Below are 23,316 nucleotides of genomic sequence, written 5' to 3'. Positions count from 1 at the left end.
AAAAGGGGCGCCGCACGGAAAGGCCCCGGGTCCCGGTTCGCGAAGAACCGGGGCCCGGGGCCCGAAACGTCCGTGAACGCGCTCAGACGCGCATCGCCTGCGGGGTCTCGCGCAGCGCCGCGTCCGGGCCGGGGTACTCGCGGATGATCTCGTACCGCGTGTTGCGCTCGACGGGGCGGAAGCCCGCCTCCCGGATCAGTTCCAGCAGATCGTCACGGCCCAGCTTGTTCGGCGTGCCGTAGTTGTCCGCGTCGTGCGTGATCTTGTACTCGACGACCGAGCCGTCCATGTCGTCCGCGCCGTGCTGGAGGGCGAGCTGGGCGGTCTGCACGCCGTGCATGACCCAGAAGACCTTGACGTGCGGCACGTTGTCGAACAGCAGCCGCGAGACCGCGAAGGTCTTCAGCGCCTCGGCGCCCGTCGCCATCGTCGTGCGCGCCTGGAGCTTGTTGCGGACCTTGCCGTCCTGCATGTCCACGAAGTCGTGCTGGTAGCGCAGCGGGATGAAGACCTGGAAGCCGCCGGTCTCGTCCTGGAGTTCGCGCAGCCGCAGCACGTGGTCCACGCGGTGGCGCGGCTCCTCGATGTGCCCGTAGAGCATGGTCGACGGGGTCTTGAGGCCCTTGGAGTGCGCCAGGCGGTGGATGCGCGACCAGTCTTCCCAGTGGGTCTTGTGGTCGACGATGTGCTGGCGGACCTCCCAGTCGAAGATCTCCGCGCCGCCGCCGGTGAGCGACTCCAGACCGGCTTCGATCAGCTCGTCGAGGATGTCGGAGGCCGACATCCCGGAGATCGTCTCGAAGTGGTGGATCTCGGTCGCCGTGAACGCCTTCAGCGAGACGTTCGGCAGCGCCTCCTTCAGCGCGGAGAGCGAGCGCGGGTAGTACCGCCACGGCAGGCTCGGGTGCAGGCCGTTGACGATGTGCAGCTCGGTGAGGTTCTCGTTCTCCATGGCCTTGGCCAGGCGCACGGCCTCCTCGATGCGCATCGTGTACGCGTCCTTCTCGCCCGGCTTGCGCTGGAACGAGCAGTAGGCGCACGACGCGGTGCACACGTTCGTCATGTTGAGGTGGCGGTTCACGTTGAAGTGGACGACGTCGCCGTTCTTGCGCGTGCGCACCTCGTGGGCGAGGCCGCCCAGCCAGGCCAGGTCGTCGGACTCGTAGAGGGCGATGCCGTCCTCACGGGTCAGCCGCTCGCCGGAGCGAACCTTGTCCTCCAGCTCACGCTTGAGCCCAGCGTCCATTCCGGTCGTCTCCTCTACGGGTCCTGTCCTGCCTGCAACCGCCACCCACCGTACTCTTAGCCCTCTTCGGGCAGGTCCCCGACCCGGTTCTCCCACTTGGTGGAGAGCACGATGGTGGTACGGGTGCGCGAGACGCCCTTGGTGCTGGAGAGCTTCCGAATGATCTTCTCCAGCCCGTCCACGTCGCCGGCCCGCACCTTGAGCATGTACGAGTCGTCGCCGGCGATGAACCAGCAGTCCTCGATCTCCGCCAGGTCGCGCAGGCGACGGGCCACGTCCTCGTGGTCCGCGGCGTCGGAGAGGGAGATGCCGATGAGCGCCGTGACGCCGAGGCCGAGCGAAGCCGCGTCGACGGTCGCGCGGTAGCCGGTGATCACGCCGGCCGACTCAAGCCGGTTGATCCGGTCGGTGACGCTGGGGCCGGAGAGGCCCACGAGCCGGCCCAGCTCCGCGTACGAGGCACGTCCGTTCTCCCGAAGTGCCTGGATGAGCTGCCTGTCCACCGCGTCCATATGCCTGGACCCTTCTATTATTCGGCGATCCCGCAAGTTTACGTATAGAATCAAAGGCACACAGGGTCAACACCCTGTGAATCTTTCAACAGATCAGTGATGATCTCGATGATCTGACGACTTCAGGAGTGGTTCACCGTGTACACGATCGAGATGGCCTACGCGCACATGCGACAGCTCCAGGAGCTGGCCAACCGATCCCGCACCGACCAGCCCGCCGCCGCCCACCGCGTCGACCGGACCCGCAAGCCGGGCCGCGCCAAGAAGCGCTAGCCACCGCTTGCCTCCCGGGAGCGGGCGGCTCCACCGAGCTCTCCCTCCCACCGGCGGTACAGCTGGTGCGGCACCCCTGCCGCATCCAGCACCCGCCCCGCGACGAAATCCACCAGGTCCTGGATGTGCGTCGCACCCGCATAGAACGCCGGAGAGGCGGGCAGCACCACTGCGCCCGCCTCGTCCAGCGCCACCAGATGCTTCAGCGTCTGCCCGTTCAGCGGGGTCTCCCGCACCGCGACCACCAGCCGGCGCCGCTCCTTGAGCGTCACGCTCGCGACGCGCTGGAGCAGGTCCTTCGAAAGCCCGAGCGCCACCCCCGCCACACAGGCCGTGGACGCCGGCACGATCAGCATCCCCTGCACGGGGTACGAGCCCGAACTCGGCCCGGCGGCCAGGTCACCGGCGCCCCAGTAGCGGACGTCGTCAAGTTCCGGCCGGGAATACGTCCCCGGCTTGCCGTCCGCCCCGCGCTCCAGCCAGGCGGCGAGGTCGTCCCGCCAGTGCGCGTCGCGGAAGGCGATCCCGGTCTCGTCCAACAGGGTCAGCCGCGAAGCCCGGCTGACCACCAGGTCCACGCTCTCCCCCGCCGCGAGCAGTCCGCGGATCACCGCGGCCGCGTACGGCGTCCCGGACGCCCCGGAAACCCCGACCACCCACGGGGTGCGCTTGCCGTCAGTCATACCTCCGAGACTATCCGGCCACTGCAAAGCGACGCTGAGTAAGGTGGCCCGAGCGTCGACACCGGGGGATCAGGACATGGCCGAAATGCAGGGCGCCGTACGGCTCGACGAATGGAGCCGGACCGACCGGGCCGGGGCCGCCGGAAAGCTGATGCTGGCCTGGGTGGCCCTGCTGTGGCTGATCGAGTTGGTCGACCTGGCCACCGGCCACGCCCTGGACGCGTACGGGATCACCGCCCGCACCGCCGACGGACTGACCGGGATCCCCCTGGCCCCCTTCCTCCACTTCGGCTTCGGCCACCTGGCGTCCAACAGCGTCCCGTTGCTGGTCCTCGGCTTCGTCACCGCGCTCGGCGGGATCCGCCGCTTCCTCGCGCTGTGCGCGGTGGTCGTCCTCGTGGACGGGCTCGGCGTATGGCTGGTCTCCGCCCCGGACACTGTCACGGCCGGCGCCTCGGGGCTGGTCTTCGGCCTCTTCGGCTACCTGCTGGTCCGCGGCTTCGTCGAGCGGCGGCCGCTGGGCGTGCTGGTCGGCGTCGCGATCGCCGCGTACTGGGGCACGGGCATCGTGACCGGCATCCTGCCGACCGACACCGCGGTCAGCTGGCAGGGCCACCTCTTCGGCCTCCTGACGGGCACGGCCTGCGCCTTCGCGTTCCGCCGCCCGACGGCGGCCGTAGGCGCCTAGCGCGGCCGGCCGAGGACCTGGTCGCGCACGACGTCGCGCAGGACGGCACCGTCGAACGAGCCCCGCCGCGCCCGCGCGTGCGGGAGTCGGGCGGCGGGGTCCTGCCGCGGCGTCACGCCGTCACAGGGACAGGCCGCGGGCGATCAGGTCGGCCAGGGCGCACGCGAAGAGGGCCATGCCGATGAAACCGTTCACCGTGAAGAAGGCCCGGTTCAGACGGGACAGGTCGTGCGGCTTCACGATCGTGTGCTCGTAGAGGAACGCCCCCACGACCACCAGCAGGCCGAACCAGAAGAACGGTCCCGCGTCCGTCGCCACCGCGTACCAGGCCAGCAGGCCGGTGGTCGCCACGTGCGCGCCGCGCGCGCCCCACAGGGCCGCCGGAACACCGAACCGTGCCGGGACGGACTTGACTCCGTCCGCGCGGTCCGCCGCCACGTCCTGGCAGGCGAAGATCAGGTCGAAGCCGCCGATCCACACGCCCACCGCCAGGCCCAGGATCACCGCGTCCCAGGACCACTCGCCGGTCACCGCCAGCCAGGCCCCGACGGGACCCATGGCCTGCGCCAGGCCCAGGATCGCGTGCGGGAAGTTCGTGAACCGCTTCCCGTACGGGTACACCACCATCGGGACCACCGCGACCGGCGCCAGCGCCAGGCAGAGCGGGTTCAACAGCGCCGCCGACCCGAGGAAGACGGCCAGCGCGATCCCGGCCCCGGTCCACGCCGACCGTACGGACACGGCGCCCGTGACGAGCTCGCGCCCCGCGGTGCGCGGATTGCGGGCGTCGATCTCCCGGTCGATGATCCGGTTCGCGGCCATCGCGAAGGTCCGCAGCCCCACCATGCAGACGGTGACGAGCAGCAGCTCGGCCCAGTGCATGCCCCGGTCGAGGCGGAACATGGCCGTCAGTGCGGCGATGTAGGCGAACGGCAGCGCGAAGACCGAGTGCTCGATCATCACGAGCCGCAGGAACGCCTTCACCTTGCCGGTCGGCTGCGGTGCCGGGCCGGGCCCGATCACCCCGTCGGCGGTGGTCATCATGCGAGGGCTCTCCGGAAGTCTTCGAGTTCCGCGCGGAGCGCGTCGGCGTCCACGGGCGGGATCTCCAGCGTGAGCGGGGCCAGTTCCTCGCCCTCCGGCGGGGTAACGGTGGCCAGGAAACGGCAGTCCCCGCCGCCCTCGCCCGGGTAGGCCTGGAGGCGCAGCACCTCGCCCGCCCCGACGATGAACGGGCCGCTCTCGAAGGACAGCTCGGCCAGCAGGCGGTCGGCGAAGTCCTCGGCCTCCGCGTCCCGCAGGCCCGGCAGCTCGAAGCCGCCGCCCTCGCCGCTCTCGTCGTCCCACATCAGCGCCCAGACGTTGCCCGGTCCCGCGAACTCCTCAGGCGAGACGCCGGCTTGTTCGGCGGCCTCGCGGACCTCGGGGTCGGCCGGGTCCAGGCGCGGGCGCACGACGGCCACGTACGCGGTTTCGGTGCCGATGAAGAGGGCGGGTCCGCCCATGGCTACGGGGCTCACAGTCCGTACTCCTTCCAGCGGCGGTCCACCAGGGCCGCGGTCGCCGGGTCGGACTCCACCATGTCGGGCCAACCGCCGTCGCGGGTGTAGCCCTCCTCGGGGAGCTTCTTGGTCGCGTCGATGCCCGCCTTGCCGCCCCAGAACTGCTGGTACGAGGCGTGGTCCAGGTGGTCCACCGGTCCCTCGACCACGGTGAGGTCACGGGAGTAGTCGGTGTTGCCGAGGGCCCGCCAGGACACCTCGTGCAGGTCGTGGACGTCGCAGTCGGAGTCCACCACGATGATCAGCTTGGTCAGCGACATCATGTGCGCGCCCCAGATGGCGTGCATGACCTTCTGGGCGTGCTTCGGGTACTTCTTGTCGATCGAGACGATCGCGCAGTTGTGGAAGCCACCCGACTCGGGCAGGTGGTAGTCCACGATGTCCGGCACGATGATCTTCAGCAGGGGCAGGAAGAACCGCTCCGTGGCGCGGCCCAGCGGCCCGTCCTCGGTCGGCGGCCGGCCGACGACGATCGACTGGAGCAGCGGACGCTTGCGCATCGTCACGCAGTCGATCTTCAGCGCGGGGAAGGGCTCCTGCGGGGTGTAGAAGCCGGTGTGGTCGCCGAAGGGACCCTCCGGCAGCATTTCGCCCGGCTCCAGCCAGCCCTCGATGACGACTTCGGCGTTGGCCGGGACCTGGAGCGGGACCGTCTTGCAGTCGACCATCTCGATCCGCTTGCCCGCGACGAACCCGGCGAACAGGTACTCGTCGATGTCGCCGGGCAGCGGCGCGGTCGACGCGTAGGTGACGGCCGGCGGGCAGCCGAAGGCGATCGCGACCGGCAGCCGCTCGCCGCGCTTGGCGGCGACGGCGTAGTGGTTGCGACTGTCCTTGTGGATCTGCCAGTGCATGCCGATGGTGCGCTTGTCGTGGCGCTGCAGGCGGTAGAGGCCGAGGTTGCGCACGCCCGTCTCGGGGTGCTTGGTGTGCGTGAGGCCGAGGTTGAAGAAGGAGCCGCCGTCCTTGGGCCAGGTGAACAGGGCCGGCAGCTGGTCCAGGTCGACGTCGTCGCCGGTGAGGACGACCTCCTGGACGGGGGCGTCGCCCTTCACCTTCTTCGGCGGCACGTGCACCATCGATCCGAGCTTGCCGAAGGCCTCGCGGACCCCGATGAAGCCCTGCGGGAGTTCCGGCTTGAGCAGGCCGCCGATCTTCTGGCTGATCTCGCCGTACGACTTGAGGCCGAGGGCCTTCAGGAGGCGGCGGTCGGTCCCGAAGACGTTCATGGCCAGCGGCATCGCCGAGCCCTTGACGTTCTCGAAGAGGAGGGCCGGACCCCCCGCCTTGTTCACTCTGTCGACGATCTCCCCGACCTCCAGGTACGGGTCGACTTCGGCCTTGATGCGCTTGAGGTCGCCCTCCCGCTCCAGAGCCCGGAGCAGCGAGCGGAGATCGTCGTAAGCCATAGGGGCCAGTATCCGTCACCGACTAACCTGGGATCGTCACCGGGGCCCAAGGGCGGGTCCCCCGTCACTGCTGGGGAGTCGGTCCCACACCGTGCTGCGCTATCTGCCGTTCCTGCTGATCATCGCGCTGACCATCTACGCCTTCATCGACTGCCTGAACACCCCGGAGGAAGAGGTCAAACACCTTCCGAAGGTGGTCTGGGTGATCATCATCCTGTTGTTCTCGATCGTCGGCCCGGTGGTGTGGCTGTTCGCGGGGCGTCAGCGGTCCGCGGTCGGCGGAGGCCGGACGCGCCGGACGCAGTGGGTGGCGCCCGACGACAACCCGGAGTTCCTGCGCTCCCTCAGCGAGGACCGCGACAAGAACAAGGACCGGGACACGGACAAGGACTGACCGACCCGGACGGCCCCGCCGGCCCCGATGGCGGCGTGTGGCGCAGCACACGATTGAACGCGTTCAAGGCTGCTGCAAGAATGGCCTGATGCCGGTGCCGGAGAACAGCGGGGGGCCGCGGGTCGTCGACACGATCCTGCGCAATCTGCTCGCGTACGGGGTCGCCGTCGCGGCCCTGCTCGCCCTGGCCGGAGGCGATCCGCACACCCACGCCACCGTCCCCGCGGTCTACGACGCGCGCGCCGACGAGATCGTCGGCACCTGGCGCTGCGTCGAGGGCACCGAGGTCGTCTTCCGGGCCGACGGAACCGCCACCGTCACCGACCTGCGGGGCCAGGAGCGGGACTACGACCTCGGCTGGAGGCTCTCGGGAACCGGCAGCTGGAAGCTGATCGGCAAGGAGCCCGCCGGCTGGAACTACGGCCAGCACGTCCGCCTGCACCTGCCCGCGCCGACCGGCGCCGGGGCCCGCAGCGGCACCCCGCCGCAACCCGCGCCGCAGTCCGCGCCCGCACGCTACAAGTGGACCTTCGAGCTGCGCCGCGACCGGCGGCAGACCCTGGAGCTGTTCTTCTACTACGGCGATCCGGAGGCGCGCAGCGCCTACGTCCTGGAGAAGGACGCGTAGGAAGCCCTCAGCTCCGCCCAGCGCGCGTCGGTCCACCGCGACCAGTCCGCCGGATGGCCCTGCAGCGCGGATTCCAGCAGCTCGAAGTGGTGGTGCCAGCCGGCCAGGGAGTCGAGGCGGTCCTCCTGCGAGCCGTCCCGCTCGTTCAGGAAGCGGATCACCGTGGAGTCCGTGCCCACCGCCTCCAGGTGGAAGCGCATGCGGCCGTGCTCGCCCACCGTGTACTCCACGACCCGCTCGACGTCCCAGGCCGTGACGTGGCCCGAGACCGTCGTCCCGCCGTTCAACCAGTGCAGGGTGACGGCCCCGCCGAGCCTGCGCTCCAGGACGTCCGCGGCGGCCAGCCAGCCGCGCAACCCGTCCGCCGTGGTCAGGGCGGGCCACACCGCCTCGTACGCAGTCGGCACGTGCACCTCGAACCGCAGCAGCCAGCGGCCCTCGCCGCGGCTCTCACTGGTGGCATGACTGACAGGTGCCATGCCACCAGCGTGCCACTCCTACGGGTCAGACGCCCGCGTAGGAGTGCTTGCCGTTGAGCAGGATGTTCACGCCGTAGTAGTTCCAGATCCAGCAGGCGAAGGCGAACAGCGCGAGGTACGCGGCCTTGCGGCCCTTCCAGCCGGCGGTGGCTCGGGCGTGCAGGTAGCAGGCGTACGCCACCCAGGTCACGAAGGACCAGACCTCCTTGGGGTCCCAGCCCCAGTAGCGGCCCCAGGCGTCGCCCGCCCAGATCGCGCCCGCCACGATGGTGAAGGTCCACAGCGGGAAGAAGGCCGCGTTGATCCGGTACGAGAACTTGTCGAGCGTGGACGCCGAGGGGAGCCGCTCCATCACGGACGTGGCGAACCGGCCGGGCGTGCCGCCGCGGGCGAGCTTGGACTCGTACCCGTCGCGGAAGAGGTAGAGCACCGTGCCGGTCGCACCGATGTAGAAGACCGCGCCGCAGATGATCGCGGTGGAGACGTGGATCCACAGCCAGTACGAGTGCAGCGCCGGCACCAACTGGTCACTGGCGGTGTACAGCCAGGTGGTGGCGATGCCGAGGTCCAGCAGGACGGTGGTGACCAGGATCAGGCCCATCCAGCGGACGTTCTTCTTCAGCACCAGCAGGATCAGGTACGCGCCGACGGCCACCGTGGAGAAGGTGAGCGAGAACTCGTACATGTTGCCCCAGGGGGCCCGCTGCACGGACATCGCGCGGGAGACGACACCGGCCGCCTCGATGACGAAGGCCAGGGTGGTCAGCGAGATCGCGATGCGGCCGTACAGGTCGCCGTTCTCGGTGCCGCCGGCCGCGCCGGGGCCGTCCGGCACGTCGCGGGTTCCGGCCGTGGAGCGGGTGACGACCTTCGGCTTGTCGAGGACGGCCGTGCCGGCCTTGCCGCGCACCTGGACCGCGGGAGCACCGGCGGCCGCGGCCGCGGCCGCGGTCTTGGACCCGGCGCCGGTGAGCGCGGCGGCCGTGCGGCCCACCTTGCTGCGGCTACCGAAGATCCATTCGGCGATGTGGGCCAGGAAGGCGAGTGTGTAGACCGCCATCGACGAATAGACCAGGTAATTACTGATCTGAGCCAAATTCTCGTTGACTTCGGCTGCGAGCGGCGTCATCCGCGCTCCCCTTCAACAGTTTCCTTGACAGGTTGGTCGGGCGCCGTGGGCGCCTGCTCGTGGAGGGCGGCGGCGAGCTGCCCCAGCTCCTCAGGGAGCTTGGCCGACTCGCTGCGGCCGAGGCCCGCCATCTCGACGACGGTCACGCCGTCCTCGCCGGCCGCCGCGCGCACCCAGACCCGGCGGCGCTGGATGAACAGCGACGCGGCCAGGCCGCCGATCGCGGCGATCGCACCCGCGAGCGCGAGGCCGCTGCCGGGCTGCCGGGTGATCGTGAAGGTGGCCCAGCGCTCGATGCCCTCGAACTTCACGGTGCCCGCGCCGTTCGGCAGCTCCATCGTCTCGCCGGGCAGCAGCCGCTTCTTGAACAGCTGCCCGTCGGCGTCCTTGAACTCCTTCATCTTGGAGGTGTTCAGCTGGTACACGTTCTGCGGCAGGCCCGCGTCCATGCCCAGGCTGCCGTGGTAGGCGCTGAGGGCGAGGACGGGGAACTTCAGGTCCGGGAACTGGGAGAGCATCGTGCCCTTGCCCTCGCCGGCGAAGGTCGGCACGAACATGGCGTTGAAGCCGAGCTGCTCCTTCTCGCCGTCCTTGTCGCGGTAGCCGTCCGGCACCTTGACTGCGCCCGAGGAGCTCAGGTTCGAGTCGAAGGGCAGCATCGGCACGGCGTCCTTGTAGACCACCTTGCCGGTCGGGTCGGTCACCGAGATGACCGGCGCGTAGCCGTGGCCGAGCAGGTAGACCTTGGCGCCGTCGACCTCCAGGGGCTTGTTGACCTGGATCTCGCGCTTCTGCGGTGCGCCGTCCGCGCCGTCGCGGAAGGTGACGTGCGCCGTGAAGTCGCGCGCGGTGCCCTTCTGCGGGCCGCTCTCCTCGTACGAGGCGTCGAACTTGTCGAGGGTGAAGGAGAAGGGCGACAGGTCCTCGGGGGTGAACATGCTGCCGGACTTGAAGTCGTCGTACTGGGTCAGCGTGTTCGCGAAGCCCTTGCCGCGCAGGACGAGCTTGCCGCCCTCGGACTTGAACAGCTGGCCCCAGGCGAACGCGATCAGCATCACGATCAGGGCGATGTGGAAGACCAGGTTGCCGGCCTCGCGCAGATAGCCCTTCTCGGCGGCCACGGAGCCCGCGCCGGCCTCGATCCGGAAGCGCCGCCCGCCGAGGACCGTCTTCGCCTGCGCGAGCACCTCGTCGGGGGACTTGCGCGTACGCCACGTCGTGTACGCGGGCAGCCGGTCCAGCCGCTTGGGGGCGCCGGGCGGACGCCCGGTGAGCTGTCCGACGAACTGCCAGCTGCGCGGGACGATGCAGCCGATCAGCGAGATGAACAGCAGCAGGTAGATCGCGGAGAACCACACCGAGCTGTAGACGTCGAAGAGCTGGAGCTTCTCGGCGAGCGGGACCCAGAAGGAGTGGTCCTCCTTCCACTTGGTCACCTTCATCGCGTCGACCTGGGTCTGCGGGACGAGGGAGCCGGGGATGGAGCCCAGGGAGAGCAGGAAGAGGAGGATCAGCGCCACCCGCATCGAGGTGAGCTGCCGCCAGAACCAGCGGAGCCAGCCGATCACGCCGATGCCGACGGGGCCGCTGCCGTCCTCCTCCGCGGGGGCGGTGGACAGCTGCGCCCCGGCGGCCGCCTCGGCGGACTCCTCGGACGGGTTCGGCGCCTCGGTGGACGCCTTGTCAGTCGTACTCATTCGCGTGTAGTCCTCAGATCCCCACCGTGAAGCCTTGGGTCCAGATGCGCATGTCGTCGACGATGCTGGCCCACGTTCCTGTGACGAGCAGCAGGCCGGTCAGGACCAGCATGCCGCCGCCGATGCGCATCACCCATGCATAGTGCTGCTTCACCCAGCCGAATGCGCCGAGCGCCTTGCGGAAGGCGAGGGCGGCGAGGATGAAGGGCAGTCCCAGGCCCAGACAGTAGGCGACGGTCAGCAGCGCGCCGCGGCCGGCGCTGGCCTGGTCGAGGGAGAGCGTGCTGACCGCGGCGAGGGTCGGGCCCATACAGGGGGTCCAGCCGACGCCGAAGAGCACGCCGAGCAGCGGCGCGCCGATCAGGCCCGCGGTCGGCTTCCGGTGGAAGCGGAACTCGCGCATCGTCAAGCCCGGGATCAGGCCCATGAAGAAGAGGCCGAGCACGATCACCAGACCGCCGAGGACCCGGGAGATGACCTCCCGGTTCGCCTGGAGCGTGCCGCCGAAGTATCCGAAGAGCGCGCCGGTGGACACGAACACCGCCGTGAATCCGACGATGAACAGGCTCGCCCCGGCCAGCATCCGGCCGCGCCGGGCCTCAGCGAGGTCGGCCCCGCTGATGCCGGTGACGTAAGAGAGGTAGCCGGGGACCAGTGGCAGCACGCAGGGCGAGAAGAAGGAGACGAGGCCGGCCAGTACCGAGATGGGCAGCGCCAGCATCAGGGCGCCGCCGAGGACCGTCGTGTTCACGCCGGTCGGCTCGGCGGCGAGGGTGAGGAGCTCGGGGACCACGAGGTCACTGCTCCGCGAGCAGCGGGTCGATCATCGAGCGCAGCTGTTCCTCGTTGATCGCGACGAGGGTGCGGGCGGCGATGTGGCCCTGCTTGTCGAGGACGATCGTGGAGGGGATGGCCTGCGGGTTGAGGGTGCCCGAGGGGAAGCGGAGCAGCAGCTTCCCGTCCGGGTCGTAGAGGCTCGGGTAGCCGATCCCGAAGTTCTCCTCGAACGCCGCGGCGTTCTGCTTGCTGCTGTCGCGGGTGTTGATGCCGACGAAGGCGACGTCCTTGCCGGCGTCGGCGAGCTCCTTGGACACCTTCGCGAAGTTCGGGGCCTCGGCGCGGCACGGGGGGCACCAGGAGCCCCACACGTTGAGGACGACGACCTTGCCCTTGAGGGTGGTGGTGTCGAGGGTCTTGCCGTCGACGGTCTCGCCGTCGAGCTTGGGGGCGTCGGTGCGGGCGTCCTTGGCGACGGTGGAGATGCCGTGGGTGCCGGTCACGTAGCCCCCGCCCGAGGAGCCGTTCGGCTTGGCGTCGCCGTCGCCGCACGCCGACAGGGTCAGTGCGCTCGTGAGGGTCACGGCGGTGAGCAGGAGGGCACGGCCGCTGGTCGAGCGGCTGCTGGTTCGACGACGACGCGTGCGGCCAATTCTCATGTGAAAAGTTTCGCATGACTGATTTGCCGATCTTTCGCACCCCCCGGAGGTGTGTTAAGCCGCTGGTCAGGCCCCGGAGAGGTACGTGTGCCAGCCACCGGTCGGTGACTGACCCGGAGCCAGCTCCTGGAGCCGGGCGAGCAGCTTGGGGTCCTGTGCGTCGAGCCAGTCGGCGAACTGCCGGAAGGAGACGAGCCGCACGTCCTTTTTGTCCGACATGCCCTTGAGGGCCTCCTCGACGGCGTCCATGTAGATGCCGCCGTTCCACTCCTCGAAGTGGTTGCCGATGAACAGCGGCGCGCGGTTCGTCTCGTACGCGCGCCGGAAGCCACCGAGGTACGAGCTGGTGGCCTGGGTGCGCCAGGCCGGGTAGTTGGAGGGCATGCCCCGGGTGGTGTTCTTCGACTGGTTGGCGAGGATGTTGTAGTCCATCGACAGCACCTCGAAGGAGTGCCCGGGGAACGGCATGGACTGGAGCGGCAGGTCCCAGATGCCCGACCTCTTCACCGGCCACGCCTGGACCCCGCCGGGCGAGGAGGCGTCGTAGCGCCAGCCCAGCTTCTGCGCGACCGGCAGCAGGTTGTCCTGGCCGAGCAGGCACGGGGTGCGGCCGCCGACCAGCTCCTTGCGGTAGTCGAAGGGCAGGGGGTCGAGGTCGGTGAAGCCCGTGTGGGTCCGCCAGTTGGTGACGAAGGACACGGCCTGGTCGATCTCGCTCTGCCAGTCGTCGGGGGTCCAGTGGGCCACGGAGCCGGAGCCGGCGCAGAAGTGGCCGTTGAAATGGGTCCCCACCTCGTGGCCGTCGAGCCATGCCTGGCGGACGCACTTGAGGGTGTTGCGGACGTTCTCGTCCTTGAGGTAGCCGATGTCGGAGGCGCCGACCGGGTTGTTCGGCGGCTTGTAGAGGTCCTTCTTCGACTCGGGCAACAGGTAGATGCCGGAGAGGAAGAAGGTCATGGCCGCCCCGTGGTCCTTGGCGAGCTTGAGGAAGCGCGGGAAGAGGCCGTTGCCGATCTCCCCCGCGCCGTCCCAGCTGAACACCACGAACTGCGGCGGGGTCTCGCCCGGCTGGAGCGGCACGGGCTTGGCCGGCTGGTGGGGCTGCGGTCCGCAGTCGGCGGTGGAGCCGTCGCCGATCGGCCGGACGGCCGTCGCGGACGGGCCGGGGCCGCCCGGACCGCCGGGGCCGTCCGGACCGGGACGGCCCGGGCCGGGCGGACGGCTGCCGCCGCCGCAGCCGGTGACCCCGGCGGCCACCGCGACGGCCGCGGCGCCGAGCCCGAGCAGTCCCCTTCGGGTGAAGAATTCGCGCGTCGCTTCGCTCATGAATAGTCACATAAACGGACTTTTCAGCGAAGTCGAGGGGCAACGCGGAACATCCCGTACGACTTGTACGAGTTTTTAGGCGCCGAAGGCCTTCGACTTGCCCTTCACCGGCTTTGCTCCCGCGAGCAGATGAGCCGGGACCAGGTCCCGGGCCGGCTCGCTGTAGCCCACCGACACCAACCGGTCCCCGTCGTACGTGAACGACGTCAGTGAGGCCAGCGTGCACTGCCGGCGCCGCGGGTCGTGCCACAGCCGGCGCTTCTCCGCGAAGCTGCGCACGATCCAGATCGGCAGCTGGTGGCTGACCGCCACCGCCTCGTGGCCGCGGGCCGCGTCACGCGCCGCCTCGATCGCGCTCGTCATCCGGACGACCTGCTCCACGTACGGCTCGCCCCACGACGGCTTGAACGGGTTCGTCAGGTGCTTCCAGTTGGCGGGCTTGCGCAGCGCGCCGTCCCCGACACCGAAGGTCTTGCCCTCGAAGACGTTCTCCGCCTCCAGCAGCCGCGCATCGCTCGCCACGACCAGGCCGTGGCTCTTGGCGACCGGCGCCGCCGTCTCCTGCGCCCGCTCCAGCGGGGAGGAGACCACGTACGTGATGTCACGGTTCTGCAGGTGCTCGGCGACCCTCTCGGCCATCTCGCGGCCCAGCTCGGAGAGGTGGTAGCCGGAACGGCGCCCGTAGAGGACCCCGTCCGGGTTGTGCACCTCTCCGTGGCGCATCAGGTGGACGACGGTGATCTCGCTCATGCGGTGGCCTCCGGGGTGGCCTGCGCGGCGGCACGGGCGGCGGCGGGCAGCGCGGCCGCGATCCGCTCGACCGCCTGCTCGTCGTGGGCGGTGGAGACGAACCACGACTCGAACGCCGACGGCGGCAGGTAGACGCCCTGCGACAGCATCGAGTGGAAGAAGCCGTTGAAGCGGAAGGACTCCTGCTTCTTGGCGTCGTCGTAGTTCTTGACCTCGTCCTCGGTGAAGAAGACGGAGAACATGTTGGACGCGGTCTGCAGCCGGTGCGTGACGCCCTCCTTGGCGAGCGCGTCCGTGACCAGGCCCTGGATCTGCGCGGAGACCGCGTCGACCTTCTCGTACGCGGCCGCGTCGAGGAGCTGGAGCTGTGCGAGGCCGGCGGCCGTGGCGATCGGGTTACCGGAGAGCGTGCCCGCCTGGTAGACCGGGCCGGCCGGGGCCAGGTACCCCATCACGTCGGCGCGGCCACCGAACGCCGCGGCCGGGAAACCGCCGCCCATGACCTTGCCGAAGGTCATCAGGTCCGGCTTGACCCCGTCGACGCCGTACCAGCCGGCGCGGGAGGTGCGGAAACCCGTCATGACCTCGTCGGAGATGTAGAGCGCGCCGTTCTCCCGGCACACGTCCGCGAGACCCTGGTTGAAGCCGGGGGCCGGGGTCACCACACCCATGTTGCCGGGCGCGGCCTCGGTGATCACGCAGGCGATCTCGCCCGGGTGCGCAGCGAACGCCGCCCGCACCGCTTCGAGGTCGTTGTACGGCAGCACGATCGTGTCGCCGGCCTGCGCACCGGTCACCCCGGGCGTGTCCGGAAGCGCGAAGGTTGCCAAACCGGAACCGGCGGCGGCGAGCAGCGCGTCCACGTGGCCGTGATAGCAGCCCGCGAACTTCACGATCTTGGCCCGGCCGGTGAAGCCGCGCGCCAGCCGGATCGCCGACATGGTCGCCTCGGTGCCCGAAGACACCAGACGGACCTGCTCGACGGGTTCGATGCGCGCGACGATCTCCTCGGCGAGCGCGACCTCGCCCTCACCGGGCGTGCCGAAGGAGGTGCCGCGGGCGACGGCGGCCTGGATGGCCTCCACCACGGCCGGGTGGGCGTGGCCGAGAATCATCGGTCCCCACGAGCAGACCAGGTCGACGTACTCGCGGCCGTCGGCATCAGTCAGGTACGGACCGGTACCGGACACCATGAACCTGGGCGTTCCACCCACGGCGCGGAAGGCCCGCACGGGAGAGTTCACGCCGCCAGGCGTCACGAGGGACGCGCGGTCAAAGAGAGTCTGCGAGACTTTGGCTTCATACGGGTACGGGTAGCTCACACCAGCCATGGTCTCATCAGGCCGCGACTGACTTGCGGACGGGCGTTTCACCGCGCCGCCCCTGGGGAGGTCACTGCCATGATGATCAGGCTGCGTGGCGGAGGTCACGGGGCCGGGGCAGGCAAGACCAGTCGGGTGGAGATATGCAACGCGGTGGTGGACCGGGCGAGGGTACGGACGGCCTCGACCCGCAGCGCGCCCGCGAGGCCCGCGAAGCCCGCCGACGGGGCAAGCACCGGCGCCGGGCAGCGGACGCGGCCGAGCCGGTACCGGGGCCGCTGGATTCCCCCGACGCCGACGGCCTGCCCAAGGGTCGCGGCATGGGCGTGACGTACAAGTACTTCGGCGCGCCCGACGGCGCGACGGCCGCCCGCGTCCCGGTCACGATGCGACCGGAGGAGCTCGGCGGCGACGAGCTCGGCATGGGCGGCCTGTTCACCAAGATCAAGCCGGAGACGGTGGCCGCGATGGTCCTGACCGGTATCGAGGGCATACCGCTGCACAAGGTGCCCCCGCTGGAGCTCGTCGTCCTCCACCCCGACTACGCGGTGGTCAAGCTCCCGATGACCGTCGTCGACCCGCTGCGCGGCATCGGCGAGGAGTCGGTGGGCGCCGCGGCGTTCATCTGGTCCACGGTCCCCGACCGCGGCGGGCCCCGCGACGCCTTCAACGTGTACCAGCTGCTCCACGAGTGGCAGGACTTCAGCCACCGGCTGCACGAGGCGGGCCACCAGCCGTACTGCCTCGTCTGGCCCTGACCCGGCCCTGAAGCATCAGCCGACGGAAGCGGTCAGCGTCTTGAGGGCCCGCTCGCGCAGGGGCGTGATCCGGATGCGCGAGGCGGCGCCGTTGTGGACGGCGTTGGTGGCGATGACCACGTACCGGCCGGTGGCGGGAGCGAGGAACAGACTCGTACCGGTGAACCCGTGGTGGTAGGCCACGGCTCCACCGGCCCCCAGGATCCAGCCCAGGCCGCGCTGCAGGCCGGGCTCGACCTCCGTCTGGGGGATGAGGCTCGCAGTGAGCCACCGGCCGAGCGCGCTCTCGCGCCCCGCGAGCAGCCGCTCGGCGTACGTGGCGAGATCGGCGGCCGGCGCGAACACCCCGGCATGGCCGGCGACCCCGCCCAGCACGGCCGCGTTCTCGTCGTGGACGACACCCCAGATCCGGTCGTGGCCCTCGCACTGCTCGGTCGGCGCGACCCGCGGCGACTGCGCCACCGGGCCGTACGCGGTGCCGCCCATGCCCAGCTCGGCCCACAGGGCACCGGCCAGCTCGTCCAGCGGACGCCCGTGGACATGGGCGAGGGCGAGGCCGAGGAGGATGTACCCGCGGTTGACGTAGCGGTGCGTGCCCGGGAGGTTCTCCATGAGCTCCTGGCAGATCAACTCGTGCAGGGGGCGCGCGGTCAGGTCGTAGAGGTCGAGCCGGGTGGCCGCCCGCAGCCCGGCGGTGTGCGAGAGCAGCTGTCGCACGGTGGCCTCCGCGCTGGGCATCGTCCCGTCCATGGCCGGCAGGAACTCCCGTACGGGGCCGTCGAGCGCGAGCAGGCCCGCGTCCACGGCACGGCCGACGAGCGGCCAGGTCGCGGTGACCTTCGTCAGGGACGCGATGTCGTAGACGGTGTTCTCGTCGGGGGCCACCGGTCCGGTGAACGGGGAGACGACCCCGGCCGACAGGACGGCACGGTCCCCGGCCGCCGTACCGCACACGACGACGCCGCCCGGGGTGGCGCCGTCGGCGACGATCTCGCGCAGCACGTCGTGCAGTCCGCAGGTCTCGGCGGTCGTGAACGGTACGGCACGGTTCATCGGGTTCATCGGATTCATCGGGTTCATCGGGTTCGGCTGGCTCATCTGTGCCTCCGGCTCGGTGGTGGCCCCCGCTCTCACCACCCAGCGTGACCATGCCGTCCCGCGCCCGCCCGTAGCCGCGCCGGAAGCGATCACGGGCTAAGGCGTGCCCGCAGTGGCGGCCCGGCCCGCCGGAGGGATGTTCTGGTTGAGCCGGAACACGTTCCCCGGATCCCACTCGCCCTTCAGCGCCCGCAACCGGTCCAGCTTCCGCTCCCGCGAGCCGTAGGCCTGCCGGATCCGCTGCTCGCCCTCGTCCATCAGGAAGTTCACGTACACACCCGCGTGGTACGGCTCCAGCGCCGACCAGAACTCCCGGACCCACCCGCACTCCTCGGCGAAGCCCTCCGCCGTGGGCCGGATCCCGTTGATGTTCAGCATGTGGCCGAGCCCGCGTCCACCCGTCGCCGTGTCGTCCTCCCCGACCCGGGCGACCGCGCCGCCCAGCTGGAACAGCGGGAACCCGCTCTGCGGCGAGACGATCCGCCCCGCGTACCGCGCCATCGTGTCCACGACCCCGTCGGCGAGCCGGTCGAGGCCACAGCCCCGGAAGTAGTACCACCAGCCGTGCGGGAACGACGCGTCGAACATCGCCTGGTGCGCCAGGTACGGCTTGGGCCGGCACAGATCGAGCAACGGCCGCCCGAACTCCCGCATCGGCCGCAACACTTCCCCACCGGCCTCCGCGTCCCCCACCCAGCAGGCGATCACCATCACCACCGGCCTGCCGTGCAGCTCCTGCGGGATCGCCGGGAGCGGAGGGGCCTTGCGGTGGACCACGATCGTCGTCAGCTCGTCCGGCACGTCCTCGATCCAGTCCCGGTAGAACCGCATCACCTGCGCCGACTCCTGTGCCGGCCACAGCACCGGGCCGGCCAGCACGGTCGGGCCGACCGGGTTCAGCCGGAACGTGAACTCCGTGACGACGCCGAAATTCCCGCCCGCCCCGCGCATCCCCCAGAACAGCTCCGGCTCGTGCACCGCGCTCGCCGTCACCCGCTCCCCGGCCGCCGTGACCAGGTCCACCGACAACAACTGGTCCACGCTCAGCCCGTACTTGCGGCTCAGCCAGCCGATCCCGCCACCGAGGGTGAGCCCCGCCACCCCCGTGTGCGTCACGATCCCCGACGGCACCGCCAGCCCGAACGGCTGCGTCGCCGCGTCCAACTCGCCCAGCAGCACCCCCGCCTGGACCCGGACCGTACGGGCCTCGGGGTCCACCCGGACCTCCTTCATCGCCGACAGGTCGATCACCACGCCGCCGTCGCACACCGAATGCCCGGGAAAGCTGTGACCGCCGCTGCGCACCGCGACCGGCGCACCCGACTCCACCGCCCACTTCAGCGCCGCCACCACATCGGCCGAACCGGTACAGGGCGCGATCAGGGCGGGGCGCCGGTCGATCGCGCCGTTCCAGATCCGCCGGCGCTCCTCGTACGGGGCGTCCCCGACCCGCACCAGACTGCCCCGGAAGGAACGCGCCAGCTCGTGGTACGCGGAATCGTCCAGTCGAACCGGAGCCGGGGCCGGAGCCCCTCCCGCAACCGGCACAGTCGAAGCACCCATGGGTCGCTCCTCGCCACTTTCCACCGAGTCTTCCACCGCGCGTCCCAGCCGGCCAGCCGACGGGGTTCGCGCAGGTCAGCGCAGGATCCGCCCGGTTGCGGGGCCGCCGCGGCGGGCGCCTGCCCGGCCGGAGCAGGGGTGGCGGGGCGTCAACCCTGCGCCCCGCCTGCGCCCCGTGTCCGCCCCGCGGACGGCCCCGTCGCCCCTCCGTTCAGGAGGTCGCCCGTTCAGGAGGTCGTCAGGATCAGGCGGCCGCGGGTGCCCGGCTCCGCCAGGAGGGCATGGGCCTTCGCCGCGTCCGCCAGGGCGATCGTCTGCGCGACCCGCAGGGTCAGGGCGCCCTCGTCCACCAGCCCCACCAGCTCCGCCAGGTGCGCGCCGTCCGCCGCGACCTCCTGCTCCACCACCCGGATCCCGCGCTCCGCGGCCGGGCCCGCGTGCGGCCGCAGGCCCACGTAGACCCCGCCGTCACGGACGAAGGCCAGCGCCGGCTCCCCGAGGACCGCCGCGTCGACGACCCCGTCCACCGGCTCGGCCGGAACCGAGCCCCGCGGTACGAACCCCGTCGCGCCCAGCGACCGTACGAACTCCTCGTCCGCCTCGCCCGCCAGGGCCGTCACCACCAGCCCCGCCCGCACCGCGAGCTGCACCGCGAGCCCGCCGACCACACCTGCGGCCCCGGTGATCAGCACCGAGGAGCCGGGGGCCAGCCCCAGCAGCCCCACCGCCCGGGCCGCGGTCAGCCCGCTCAGCGGGAGCGCCGCCGCGGCGACCGCGTCCACCGTGGCCGGGGCGGCAGCCACCGCCGAGACGTCGAGCACCGCGTACTGCGCATGCGTACCCAGCGGCTTGACCGGCCCGTAGTGCAGCCCGACGACCCGCTGCCCCACCGACCAACCGGTGACCCCCGCGCCGACCGCGTCGATCTCGCCCGCCACGTCCCAACCGAGCCCGAGCCGCTGCCCGGCACCACCGAAGACGCCCACGCGGACCGCCCCGTCCACCGGGTTGACCCCGGCCGCCGCGACCCGGACACGGACCTGGCCGGCCTCCGGCTGCGGGACCGGCACCTGCACGACCTCCACCTGCTCCGGCCCGCCGAAGCCGTTCACGACGACCGCCTGCATGGTCTCCACGGTCTGCACGTTCTCGCTCATGATGTCTCCCCGGTTTCCGGTTCGGTCTGGGTTTCGGTTTCGTTCGCTCTTTCCTGCTGAGCACTAACCTAGGGAGAGGTACTCTCCATTCGTAAGTACGCACTTCAGAGTGCGTACCCGACCCGGAAGTGGGGCACCCATGGCCACCAGCACCGCCGCCGCCCGCCGCGAAGACGCCCGCTACGCCTACGACGCCTTCCTCAAGGAGTGCCCCACCAGCCAGCTCCTGGCCCGCATCAGCGACAAATGGGTCGGCCTGATCGTCGCCGCCCTCGCCCAGGCCGACGACGCCTCCATGCGCTACAGCGACCTCGGCCGCAAGATCCCCGGCGTCAGCCAGAAGATGCTCACCCAGACCCTGCGCTCCCTCGAACGCGACGGCCTCGTCACCCGCACCGTCACCCCCACCGTCCCCGTCCGCGTCGACTACCGCCTCACCGGACTCGGCAGCAGCCTCGCCTGCCTCCTCACCTCGGTGAAGCAGTGGGCCGAGAACCACTTCGACGAGGTCAACGCCCACCGCACCACCTACGACGACACCACCGCGACCTCGTAATTCGGCCGCGCCACCCCGCCACCCAATGGCATGCTGACAGCGTGAACGGACCCGCCATTCAGCTCACCCTCGCCCCCGAACTACGCCTGTTCGCCCCGCCCAGCCGGCGCGCCGAACGCGTACCGACCGCCACCGACGGCGCCTCCAGCCTCGGCCACGTCGTCGAATCGGCCGGCGTCCCGCTCACCGAGGTCGGCCGGCTCCTCGTCGACGGCCACGAGGTGCCCGTCTCGTACGTGCCCCGCGCCGGGCAGAGCGTGGAAGTCCTCGGCGTCGAACGTCCCCAGCAGATCGAGGGCGCCCCGCTGCGCTTCCTCCTCGACGTCCACCTCGGCACCCTCGCCCGCCGCCTGCGCCTGCTCGGCGTCGACGCCGCCTACGAGAACGAAGACATCGGCGACCCCGCCCTCGCCACCCGCTCCGCGGCCGAACAGCGCGTCCTGCTCTCCCGCGACCGCGGACTGCTGCGCCGCCGCGAGCTGTTCGCCGGAGCGTACGTCTACAGCGACAACCCGGACGAGCAACTGCGCGACGTCCTCGGCCGGTTCGCCCCCGCACTCACGCCCTGGACCCGCTGCACCGCCTGCAACGGACCACTGCGGCAAGCCGACAAGGACAGCGTCGGCGACCGCCTCGAAAGCGGAACGCAGCGCTCGTACGACGTCTTCGCCCAGTGCACGGCGTGCGAACGCGTCTACTGGCGCGGCGCCCACCACGCCCGCCTGGAGCGGATCGTCAGCGAGGCCGTGGAGGAATTCGGCGGCGTGGCCACCCCGTAGGGCGGCCACGCCGTAGGACGAGGGTCAGAACGCGTACGAGTCGCCCGTGTCCAACGCCAGCACCGCGTGCTGGTTGTTGGACAGGTCCCGGTCGGACGCCCCGCCGTTCCACCACGTGTCGATCCGGACCATCACCTCCGGCACCGGCTCCTTCAGCGCCAGCAGCAGCCCGATGTGCCGGCCCCGCCCGTGCAGCGGCAGCGCGCCCGTCTCGCACACCAACTCGCGCAGCCCGGCCCGTACGCAGCCCTCCGCCAACTCCTGCCGGTCCGCGAGGTCCGCCGACAGCCGCACGCGCAGCGTCGCGTTCGCCAGCGCGGCCGGCCCCTCGTTCTGCGGCACCACCCACACCCGCAGCCGCCCCTGCTCCAGGGACACCCGCCCGTGGTACGCCACGTCCGCCTCGGGACCGCTGCGCGCGCTCCCGGAGACCCTCGGGATCCCGGACGCCCAGGACACCTCGGACGCCCCGGAGACCCCGGACGCCCTGGAGACCCCGGACCCGCCGGACACCCCGAGCACCAGCAGACCCGCCACCACCACACTCCGTACGGCACTACGGCGCACCGCCACCACCTCCACGCGCGGAGGCTAGCCAGCACCGCCCCCGACCGGTCGGACCATCACACGAACGAGGGCGAGCCCTCCCCCAACCGGCGGGCGGCGCCCCGGGCCCGCCTGCGTACGCTTCGAGCCATGCTGATCGCCCGCTCCGCCGCCCTGTTCGCCCTCGCCGCCCTCCTGGAGATCGGCGGCGCCTGGCTCGTCTGGCAGGGCGTGCGCGACCACAAGGGCTGGGCCTGGATCGGCGCCGGGGTCATCGCCCTCGGCCTCTACGGCTTCGTCGCCACCCTCCAGCCCCAGGGCGACTTCGCCCGCGTCCTCGCCGCGTACGGCGGCGTCTTCGTCGCCGGCTCCCTCCTCTGGGGCGTGGCCGCCGACGGCTACCGCCCCGACCGCTGGGACATCGCCGGAGCCCTCGTCTGCCTCGCCGGCACGGCCGTGATCATGTACGCCCCGCGCGGCCGCTGAGCCCCGCCTATGCTGGCGGGGATTCGCCCGTACGAACGACCGAACCGCCGAACGACCGAGGAGCCCGCACATGAGCACGGCCGCCACCAACCGGACCGCCGTAGTCACCGGCGCGAGCAGCGGCATCGGCGCGGCCACCGCCCGGCAGCTCGCCGACGCCGGCTACCACGTCGTCCTCACGGCCCGCCGCAAGGACCGCATCGAGGCCCTCGCCGCCGAGCTGACGGCAGCCGGCCACTCCGCCGCGGCCCACGCCCTCGACGTCACCGACCGCCCCGCCGTCGACGCCTTCGCGGCCTCCCTCGACCGCTGCGACGTCCTGGTCAACAACGCCGGCGGCGCCATCGGCGCCGAGCCCGTCGCCACCAGCGACCCCGCCGACTGGCGCACCATGTACGAGGTCAACGTCATCGGCACCCTCAACCTCACCCAGGCCCTCCTCCCCGCCCTCATCGCCTCCGGCGACGGCACCGTCGTGGTCCTGTCCTCCACCGCCGGCCACGCCACGTACGAGGGCGGCGCCGGCTACGTCGCCGCCAAGAACGGCGCCCGCGTGCTCGCCGAGACCCTCCGCCTGGAGATCGTCGGCCAGCCGGTCCGCGTCATCGAGATCGCCCCGGGCATGGTCAAGACCGAGGAGTTCGCCAAGACCCGCTTCCGCGGCGACGCGGAGAAGGCCGAGAAGGTCTACGCGGGCGTGGCCGCCCCCCTCACCGCCGATGACGTGGCCGACACCATCACCTGGGCCGTGACCCGCCCCAGCCACGTCAACATCGACCTCCTGGTGGTCCGCCCCCGCGCCCAGGCCTCGAACACCAAGGTCCACCGCGACCTGTAAG

Annotated in this window: 27 protein-coding genes; 9 read left to right on the top strand and 18 right to left on the bottom strand. The window is 71.0% G+C overall.

Going from position 1 to position 23,316, the window contains the following annotated elements:
- Positions 1-82: 82 nt before the first annotated feature.
- Both mqnE and OHA65_RS21715 read right to left on the bottom strand, forming a co-directional pair.
- Entirely contained in the window at positions 83-1,246 is a 1,164-nt protein-coding gene (gene mqnE, locus OHA65_RS21720; RefSeq protein WP_054223295.1) for an aminofutalosine synthase MqnE, read from the bottom strand.
- 56 nt (positions 1,247-1,302) lie between these two features.
- Positions 1,303-1,758 (bottom strand): Lrp/AsnC family transcriptional regulator, encoded by a 456-nt coding sequence (locus OHA65_RS21715; protein WP_327284774.1) that lies wholly within the window; start codon positions 1,756-1,758, stop codon positions 1,303-1,305.
- Between the two features lie 138 nt (positions 1,759-1,896).
- On the opposite strand from OHA65_RS21715, the gene OHA65_RS21710 reads away from it, so the two are divergent.
- Positions 1,897-2,031, top strand: coding sequence for a hypothetical protein (locus OHA65_RS21710; RefSeq protein WP_327284773.1), 135 nt, complete (start codon positions 1,897-1,899; stop codon positions 2,029-2,031).
- Here OHA65_RS21710 and OHA65_RS21705 read toward each other — a convergent pair.
- Complete coding sequence (locus OHA65_RS21705; protein ID WP_327284772.1) at positions 2,028-2,714, bottom strand: UbiX family flavin prenyltransferase; 687 nt, start codon at positions 2,712-2,714, stop codon at positions 2,028-2,030. The two genes, OHA65_RS21710 and OHA65_RS21705, sit on opposite strands and share 4 nt — an antisense overlap.
- A 76-nt stretch (positions 2,715-2,790) precedes the next feature.
- On the opposite strand from OHA65_RS21705, the gene OHA65_RS21700 reads away from it, so the two are divergent.
- A complete protein-coding gene (locus tag OHA65_RS21700; protein WP_327284771.1) occupies positions 2,791-3,402 on the top strand; it encodes a rhomboid family intramembrane serine protease in 612 nt (203 codons plus the stop codon).
- A 120-nt stretch (positions 3,403-3,522) separates the two neighbouring features.
- Here OHA65_RS21700 and mqnP read toward each other — a convergent pair whose 3' ends face one another.
- The 3 genes from mqnP to OHA65_RS21685 are packed head-to-tail and all read right to left on the bottom strand — an operon-like array spanning position 3,523 to position 6,373.
- Positions 3,523-4,446, bottom strand: a complete 924-nt coding sequence (mqnP, locus tag OHA65_RS21695) for a menaquinone biosynthesis prenyltransferase MqnP (protein ID WP_327284770.1) — start codon at positions 4,444-4,446, stop codon at positions 3,523-3,525.
- Positions 4,443-4,922 carry a hypothetical protein gene (locus tag OHA65_RS21690; protein ID WP_327284769.1) on the bottom strand — a complete coding sequence of 160 codons (480 nt, stop codon included), beginning with the start codon at positions 4,920-4,922 and terminating at the stop codon, positions 4,443-4,445. The genes mqnP and OHA65_RS21690 overlap by 4 nt, the downstream gene beginning before the upstream one ends.
- Positions 4,919-6,373, bottom strand: a complete 1,455-nt coding sequence (locus OHA65_RS21685) for a menaquinone biosynthesis decarboxylase (RefSeq protein WP_327284768.1) — start codon at positions 6,371-6,373, stop codon at positions 4,919-4,921. The genes OHA65_RS21690 and OHA65_RS21685 overlap by 4 nt, the downstream gene beginning before the upstream one ends.
- Positions 6,374-6,464: 91 nt before the next feature.
- Between OHA65_RS21685 and OHA65_RS21680 the strand changes: the two genes are divergently transcribed.
- The gene (locus OHA65_RS21680) at positions 6,465-6,767 is read left to right on the top strand and encodes a PLD nuclease N-terminal domain-containing protein (protein WP_327284767.1); all 303 of its coding nucleotides are present in this window, start codon (positions 6,465-6,467) and stop codon (positions 6,765-6,767) included.
- Between the two features lie 88 nt (positions 6,768-6,855).
- Positions 6,856-7,395, top strand: a complete 540-nt coding sequence (locus tag OHA65_RS21675) for a hypothetical protein (protein WP_328763346.1) — start codon at positions 6,856-6,858, stop codon at positions 7,393-7,395.
- Here OHA65_RS21675 and OHA65_RS21670 read toward each other — a convergent pair.
- The 8 genes from OHA65_RS21670 to hemL all read right to left on the bottom strand — a co-directional run bounded on the left by OHA65_RS21670 (position 7,371) and on the right by hemL (position 15,543).
- The gene (locus OHA65_RS21670; RefSeq protein ID WP_327284765.1) at positions 7,371-7,874 is read right to left on the bottom strand and encodes an SRPBCC domain-containing protein; all 504 of its coding nucleotides are present in this window, start codon (positions 7,872-7,874) and stop codon (positions 7,371-7,373) included. The two genes, OHA65_RS21675 and OHA65_RS21670, sit on opposite strands and share 25 nt — an antisense overlap.
- Before the next feature lie 25 nt (positions 7,875-7,899).
- On the bottom strand, positions 7,900-9,003 hold the full coding sequence (ccsB, locus tag OHA65_RS21665) for a c-type cytochrome biogenesis protein CcsB (RefSeq protein ID WP_329314244.1): 1,104 nt from the start codon (positions 9,001-9,003) through the stop codon (positions 7,900-7,902).
- On the bottom strand, positions 9,000-10,700 hold the full coding sequence (locus OHA65_RS21660) for a cytochrome c biogenesis protein ResB (RefSeq protein WP_327284763.1): 1,701 nt from the start codon (positions 10,698-10,700) through the stop codon (positions 9,000-9,002). The genes ccsB and OHA65_RS21660 overlap by 4 nt, the downstream gene beginning before the upstream one ends.
- 13 nt (positions 10,701-10,713) lie before the next feature.
- Complete coding sequence (locus tag OHA65_RS21655; RefSeq protein WP_371646901.1) at positions 10,714-11,421, bottom strand: cytochrome c biogenesis CcdA family protein; 708 nt, start codon at positions 11,419-11,421, stop codon at positions 10,714-10,716.
- Positions 11,422-11,497: 76 nt separating this feature from the next.
- Positions 11,498-12,136, bottom strand: a complete 639-nt coding sequence (locus OHA65_RS21650) for a TlpA disulfide reductase family protein (protein WP_327284761.1) — start codon at positions 12,134-12,136, stop codon at positions 11,498-11,500.
- 66 nt (positions 12,137-12,202) lie between these two features.
- The gene (locus tag OHA65_RS21645; protein WP_327284760.1) at positions 12,203-13,462 is read right to left on the bottom strand and encodes a hypothetical protein; all 1,260 of its coding nucleotides are present in this window, start codon (positions 13,460-13,462) and stop codon (positions 12,203-12,205) included.
- A 75-nt stretch (positions 13,463-13,537) separates the two neighbouring features.
- On the bottom strand, positions 13,538-14,212 hold the full coding sequence (locus OHA65_RS21640) for a histidine phosphatase family protein (RefSeq protein ID WP_327284759.1): 675 nt from the start codon (positions 14,210-14,212) through the stop codon (positions 13,538-13,540).
- Entirely contained in the window at positions 14,209-15,543 is a 1,335-nt protein-coding gene (gene hemL / locus OHA65_RS21635) for a glutamate-1-semialdehyde 2,1-aminomutase (protein WP_327284758.1), read from the bottom strand. Before hemL ends, OHA65_RS21640 begins: the two co-directional genes overlap by 4 nt.
- A gap of 311 nt (positions 15,544-15,854) precedes the next feature.
- Here hemL and OHA65_RS21630 point away from each other — a divergent pair, with 311 nt between their 5' ends.
- Entirely contained in the window at positions 15,855-16,292 is a 438-nt protein-coding gene (locus OHA65_RS21630) for a hypothetical protein (RefSeq protein ID WP_030161262.1), read from the top strand.
- A gap of 15 nt (positions 16,293-16,307) precedes the next feature.
- On the opposite strand, the gene OHA65_RS21625 is transcribed toward OHA65_RS21630, so the two are convergent.
- The 3 genes from OHA65_RS21625 to OHA65_RS21615 form a co-directional block, all read right to left on the bottom strand.
- Positions 16,308-17,390: a serine hydrolase domain-containing protein gene (locus OHA65_RS21625; RefSeq protein ID WP_328763345.1), complete on the bottom strand. Its 1,083-nt coding sequence runs from the start codon at positions 17,388-17,390 to the stop codon at positions 16,308-16,310.
- A 96-nt stretch (positions 17,391-17,486) separates the two neighbouring features.
- Positions 17,487-18,953 carry an FAD-binding oxidoreductase gene (locus tag OHA65_RS21620; protein WP_329314242.1) on the bottom strand — a complete coding sequence of 489 codons (1,467 nt, stop codon included), beginning with the start codon at positions 18,951-18,953 and terminating at the stop codon, positions 17,487-17,489.
- Between the two features lie 227 nt (positions 18,954-19,180).
- A complete protein-coding gene (locus tag OHA65_RS21615; protein ID WP_327285737.1) occupies positions 19,181-20,080 on the bottom strand; it encodes an NADP-dependent oxidoreductase in 900 nt (299 codons plus the stop codon).
- Between the two features lie 169 nt (positions 20,081-20,249).
- Here OHA65_RS21615 and OHA65_RS21610 point away from each other — a divergent pair, with 169 nt between their 5' ends.
- A complete protein-coding gene (locus OHA65_RS21610) occupies positions 20,250-20,666 on the top strand; it encodes a helix-turn-helix domain-containing protein (protein WP_327284755.1) in 417 nt (138 codons plus the stop codon).
- Positions 20,667-20,707: 41 nt separating this feature from the next.
- Positions 20,708-21,445 carry a Mut7-C RNAse domain-containing protein gene (locus tag OHA65_RS21605; protein ID WP_327284754.1) on the top strand — a complete coding sequence of 246 codons (738 nt, stop codon included), beginning with the start codon at positions 20,708-20,710 and terminating at the stop codon, positions 21,443-21,445.
- A gap of 24 nt (positions 21,446-21,469) precedes the next feature.
- On the opposite strand, the gene OHA65_RS21600 is transcribed toward OHA65_RS21605, so the two are convergent.
- Positions 21,470-22,012 (bottom strand): hypothetical protein, encoded by a 543-nt coding sequence (locus tag OHA65_RS21600; protein ID WP_327284753.1) that lies wholly within the window; start codon positions 22,010-22,012, stop codon positions 21,470-21,472.
- A 129-nt stretch (positions 22,013-22,141) separates the two neighbouring features.
- On the opposite strand from OHA65_RS21600, the gene OHA65_RS21595 reads away from it, so the two are divergent.
- Together OHA65_RS21595 and OHA65_RS21590 are read left to right on the top strand one after the other, a co-directional pair.
- Complete coding sequence (locus OHA65_RS21595) at positions 22,142-22,477, top strand: YnfA family protein (protein WP_327284752.1); 336 nt, start codon at positions 22,142-22,144, stop codon at positions 22,475-22,477.
- 70 nt (positions 22,478-22,547) lie between these two features.
- The gene (locus OHA65_RS21590; protein ID WP_327284751.1) at positions 22,548-23,315 is read left to right on the top strand and encodes an SDR family NAD(P)-dependent oxidoreductase; all 768 of its coding nucleotides are present in this window, start codon (positions 22,548-22,550) and stop codon (positions 23,313-23,315) included.
- The last annotated feature ends 1 nt before the right edge of the window (position 23,316 follow it).

The sequence above is a fragment of the Streptomyces sp. NBC_00045 genome, from assembly GCF_045041095.1.
Classification (GTDB): Bacteria; Actinomycetota; Actinomycetes; order Streptomycetales; family Streptomycetaceae; genus Streptomyces.
The sequence above is the reverse complement of the archived record's forward strand: the minus strand, read 5'-3'. Positions and strand labels throughout refer to the sequence as shown.

Coding starts and splice junctions, on each gene's coding strand:
- mqnE (WP_054223295.1), bottom strand. CDS start 1,246: ATGGACGCTGGGCTCAAGCGTGAGCTGGAGGACAAGGTTCGCTCCGGC.
- OHA65_RS21715 (WP_327284774.1), bottom strand. CDS start 1,758: ATGGACGCGGTGGACAGGCAGCTCATCCAGGCACTTCGGGAGAACGGA.
- OHA65_RS21705 (WP_327284772.1), bottom strand. CDS start 2,714: ATGACTGACGGCAAGCGCACCCCGTGGGTGGTCGGGGTTTCCGGGGCG.
- OHA65_RS21700 (WP_327284771.1), top strand. CDS start 2,791: ATGGCCGAAATGCAGGGCGCCGTACGGCTCGACGAATGGAGCCGGACC.
- mqnP (WP_327284770.1), bottom strand. CDS start 4,446: ATGATGACCACCGCCGACGGGGTGATCGGGCCCGGCCCGGCACCGCAG.
- OHA65_RS21685 (WP_327284768.1), bottom strand. CDS start 6,373: ATGGCTTACGACGATCTCCGCTCGCTGCTCCGGGCTCTGGAGCGGGAG.
- OHA65_RS21675 (WP_328763346.1), top strand. CDS start 6,856: ATGCCGGTGCCGGAGAACAGCGGGGGGCCGCGGGTCGTCGACACGATC.
- OHA65_RS21670 (WP_327284765.1), bottom strand. CDS start 7,874: ATGGCACCTGTCAGTCATGCCACCAGTGAGAGCCGCGGCGAGGGCCGC.
- ccsB (WP_329314244.1), bottom strand. CDS start 9,003: ATGACGCCGCTCGCAGCCGAAGTCAACGAGAATTTGGCTCAGATCAGT.
- OHA65_RS21660 (WP_327284763.1), bottom strand. CDS start 10,700: ATGAGTACGACTGACAAGGCGTCCACCGAGGCGCCGAACCCGTCCGAG.
- OHA65_RS21655 (WP_371646901.1), bottom strand. CDS start 11,421: ATGCTGGCGCTGCCCATCTCGGTACTGGCCGGCCTCGTCTCCTTCTTC.
- OHA65_RS21650 (WP_327284761.1), bottom strand. CDS start 12,136: ATGAGAATTGGCCGCACGCGTCGTCGTCGAACCAGCAGCCGCTCGACC.
- OHA65_RS21645 (WP_327284760.1), bottom strand. CDS start 13,462: ATGAGCGAAGCGACGCGCGAATTCTTCACCCGAAGGGGACTGCTCGGG.
- OHA65_RS21640 (WP_327284759.1), bottom strand. CDS start 14,212: ATGAGCGAGATCACCGTCGTCCACCTGATGCGCCACGGAGAGGTGCAC.
- hemL (WP_327284758.1), bottom strand. CDS start 15,543: ATGGCTGGTGTGAGCTACCCGTACCCGTATGAAGCCAAAGTCTCGCAG.
- OHA65_RS21630 (WP_030161262.1), top strand. CDS start 15,855: ATGGGCGTGACGTACAAGTACTTCGGCGCGCCCGACGGCGCGACGGCC.
- OHA65_RS21625 (WP_328763345.1), bottom strand. CDS start 17,390: ATGAGCCAGCCGAACCCGATGAACCCGATGAATCCGATGAACCCGATG.
- OHA65_RS21620 (WP_329314242.1), bottom strand. CDS start 18,953: ATGGGTGCTTCGACTGTGCCGGTTGCGGGAGGGGCTCCGGCCCCGGCT.
- OHA65_RS21615 (WP_327285737.1), bottom strand. CDS start 20,080: ATGCAGGCGGTCGTCGTGAACGGCTTCGGCGGGCCGGAGCAGGTGGAG.
- OHA65_RS21610 (WP_327284755.1), top strand. CDS start 20,250: ATGGCCACCAGCACCGCCGCCGCCCGCCGCGAAGACGCCCGCTACGCC.
- OHA65_RS21595 (WP_327284752.1), top strand. CDS start 22,142: ATGCTGATCGCCCGCTCCGCCGCCCTGTTCGCCCTCGCCGCCCTCCTG.
- OHA65_RS21590 (WP_327284751.1), top strand. CDS start 22,548: ATGAGCACGGCCGCCACCAACCGGACCGCCGTAGTCACCGGCGCGAGC.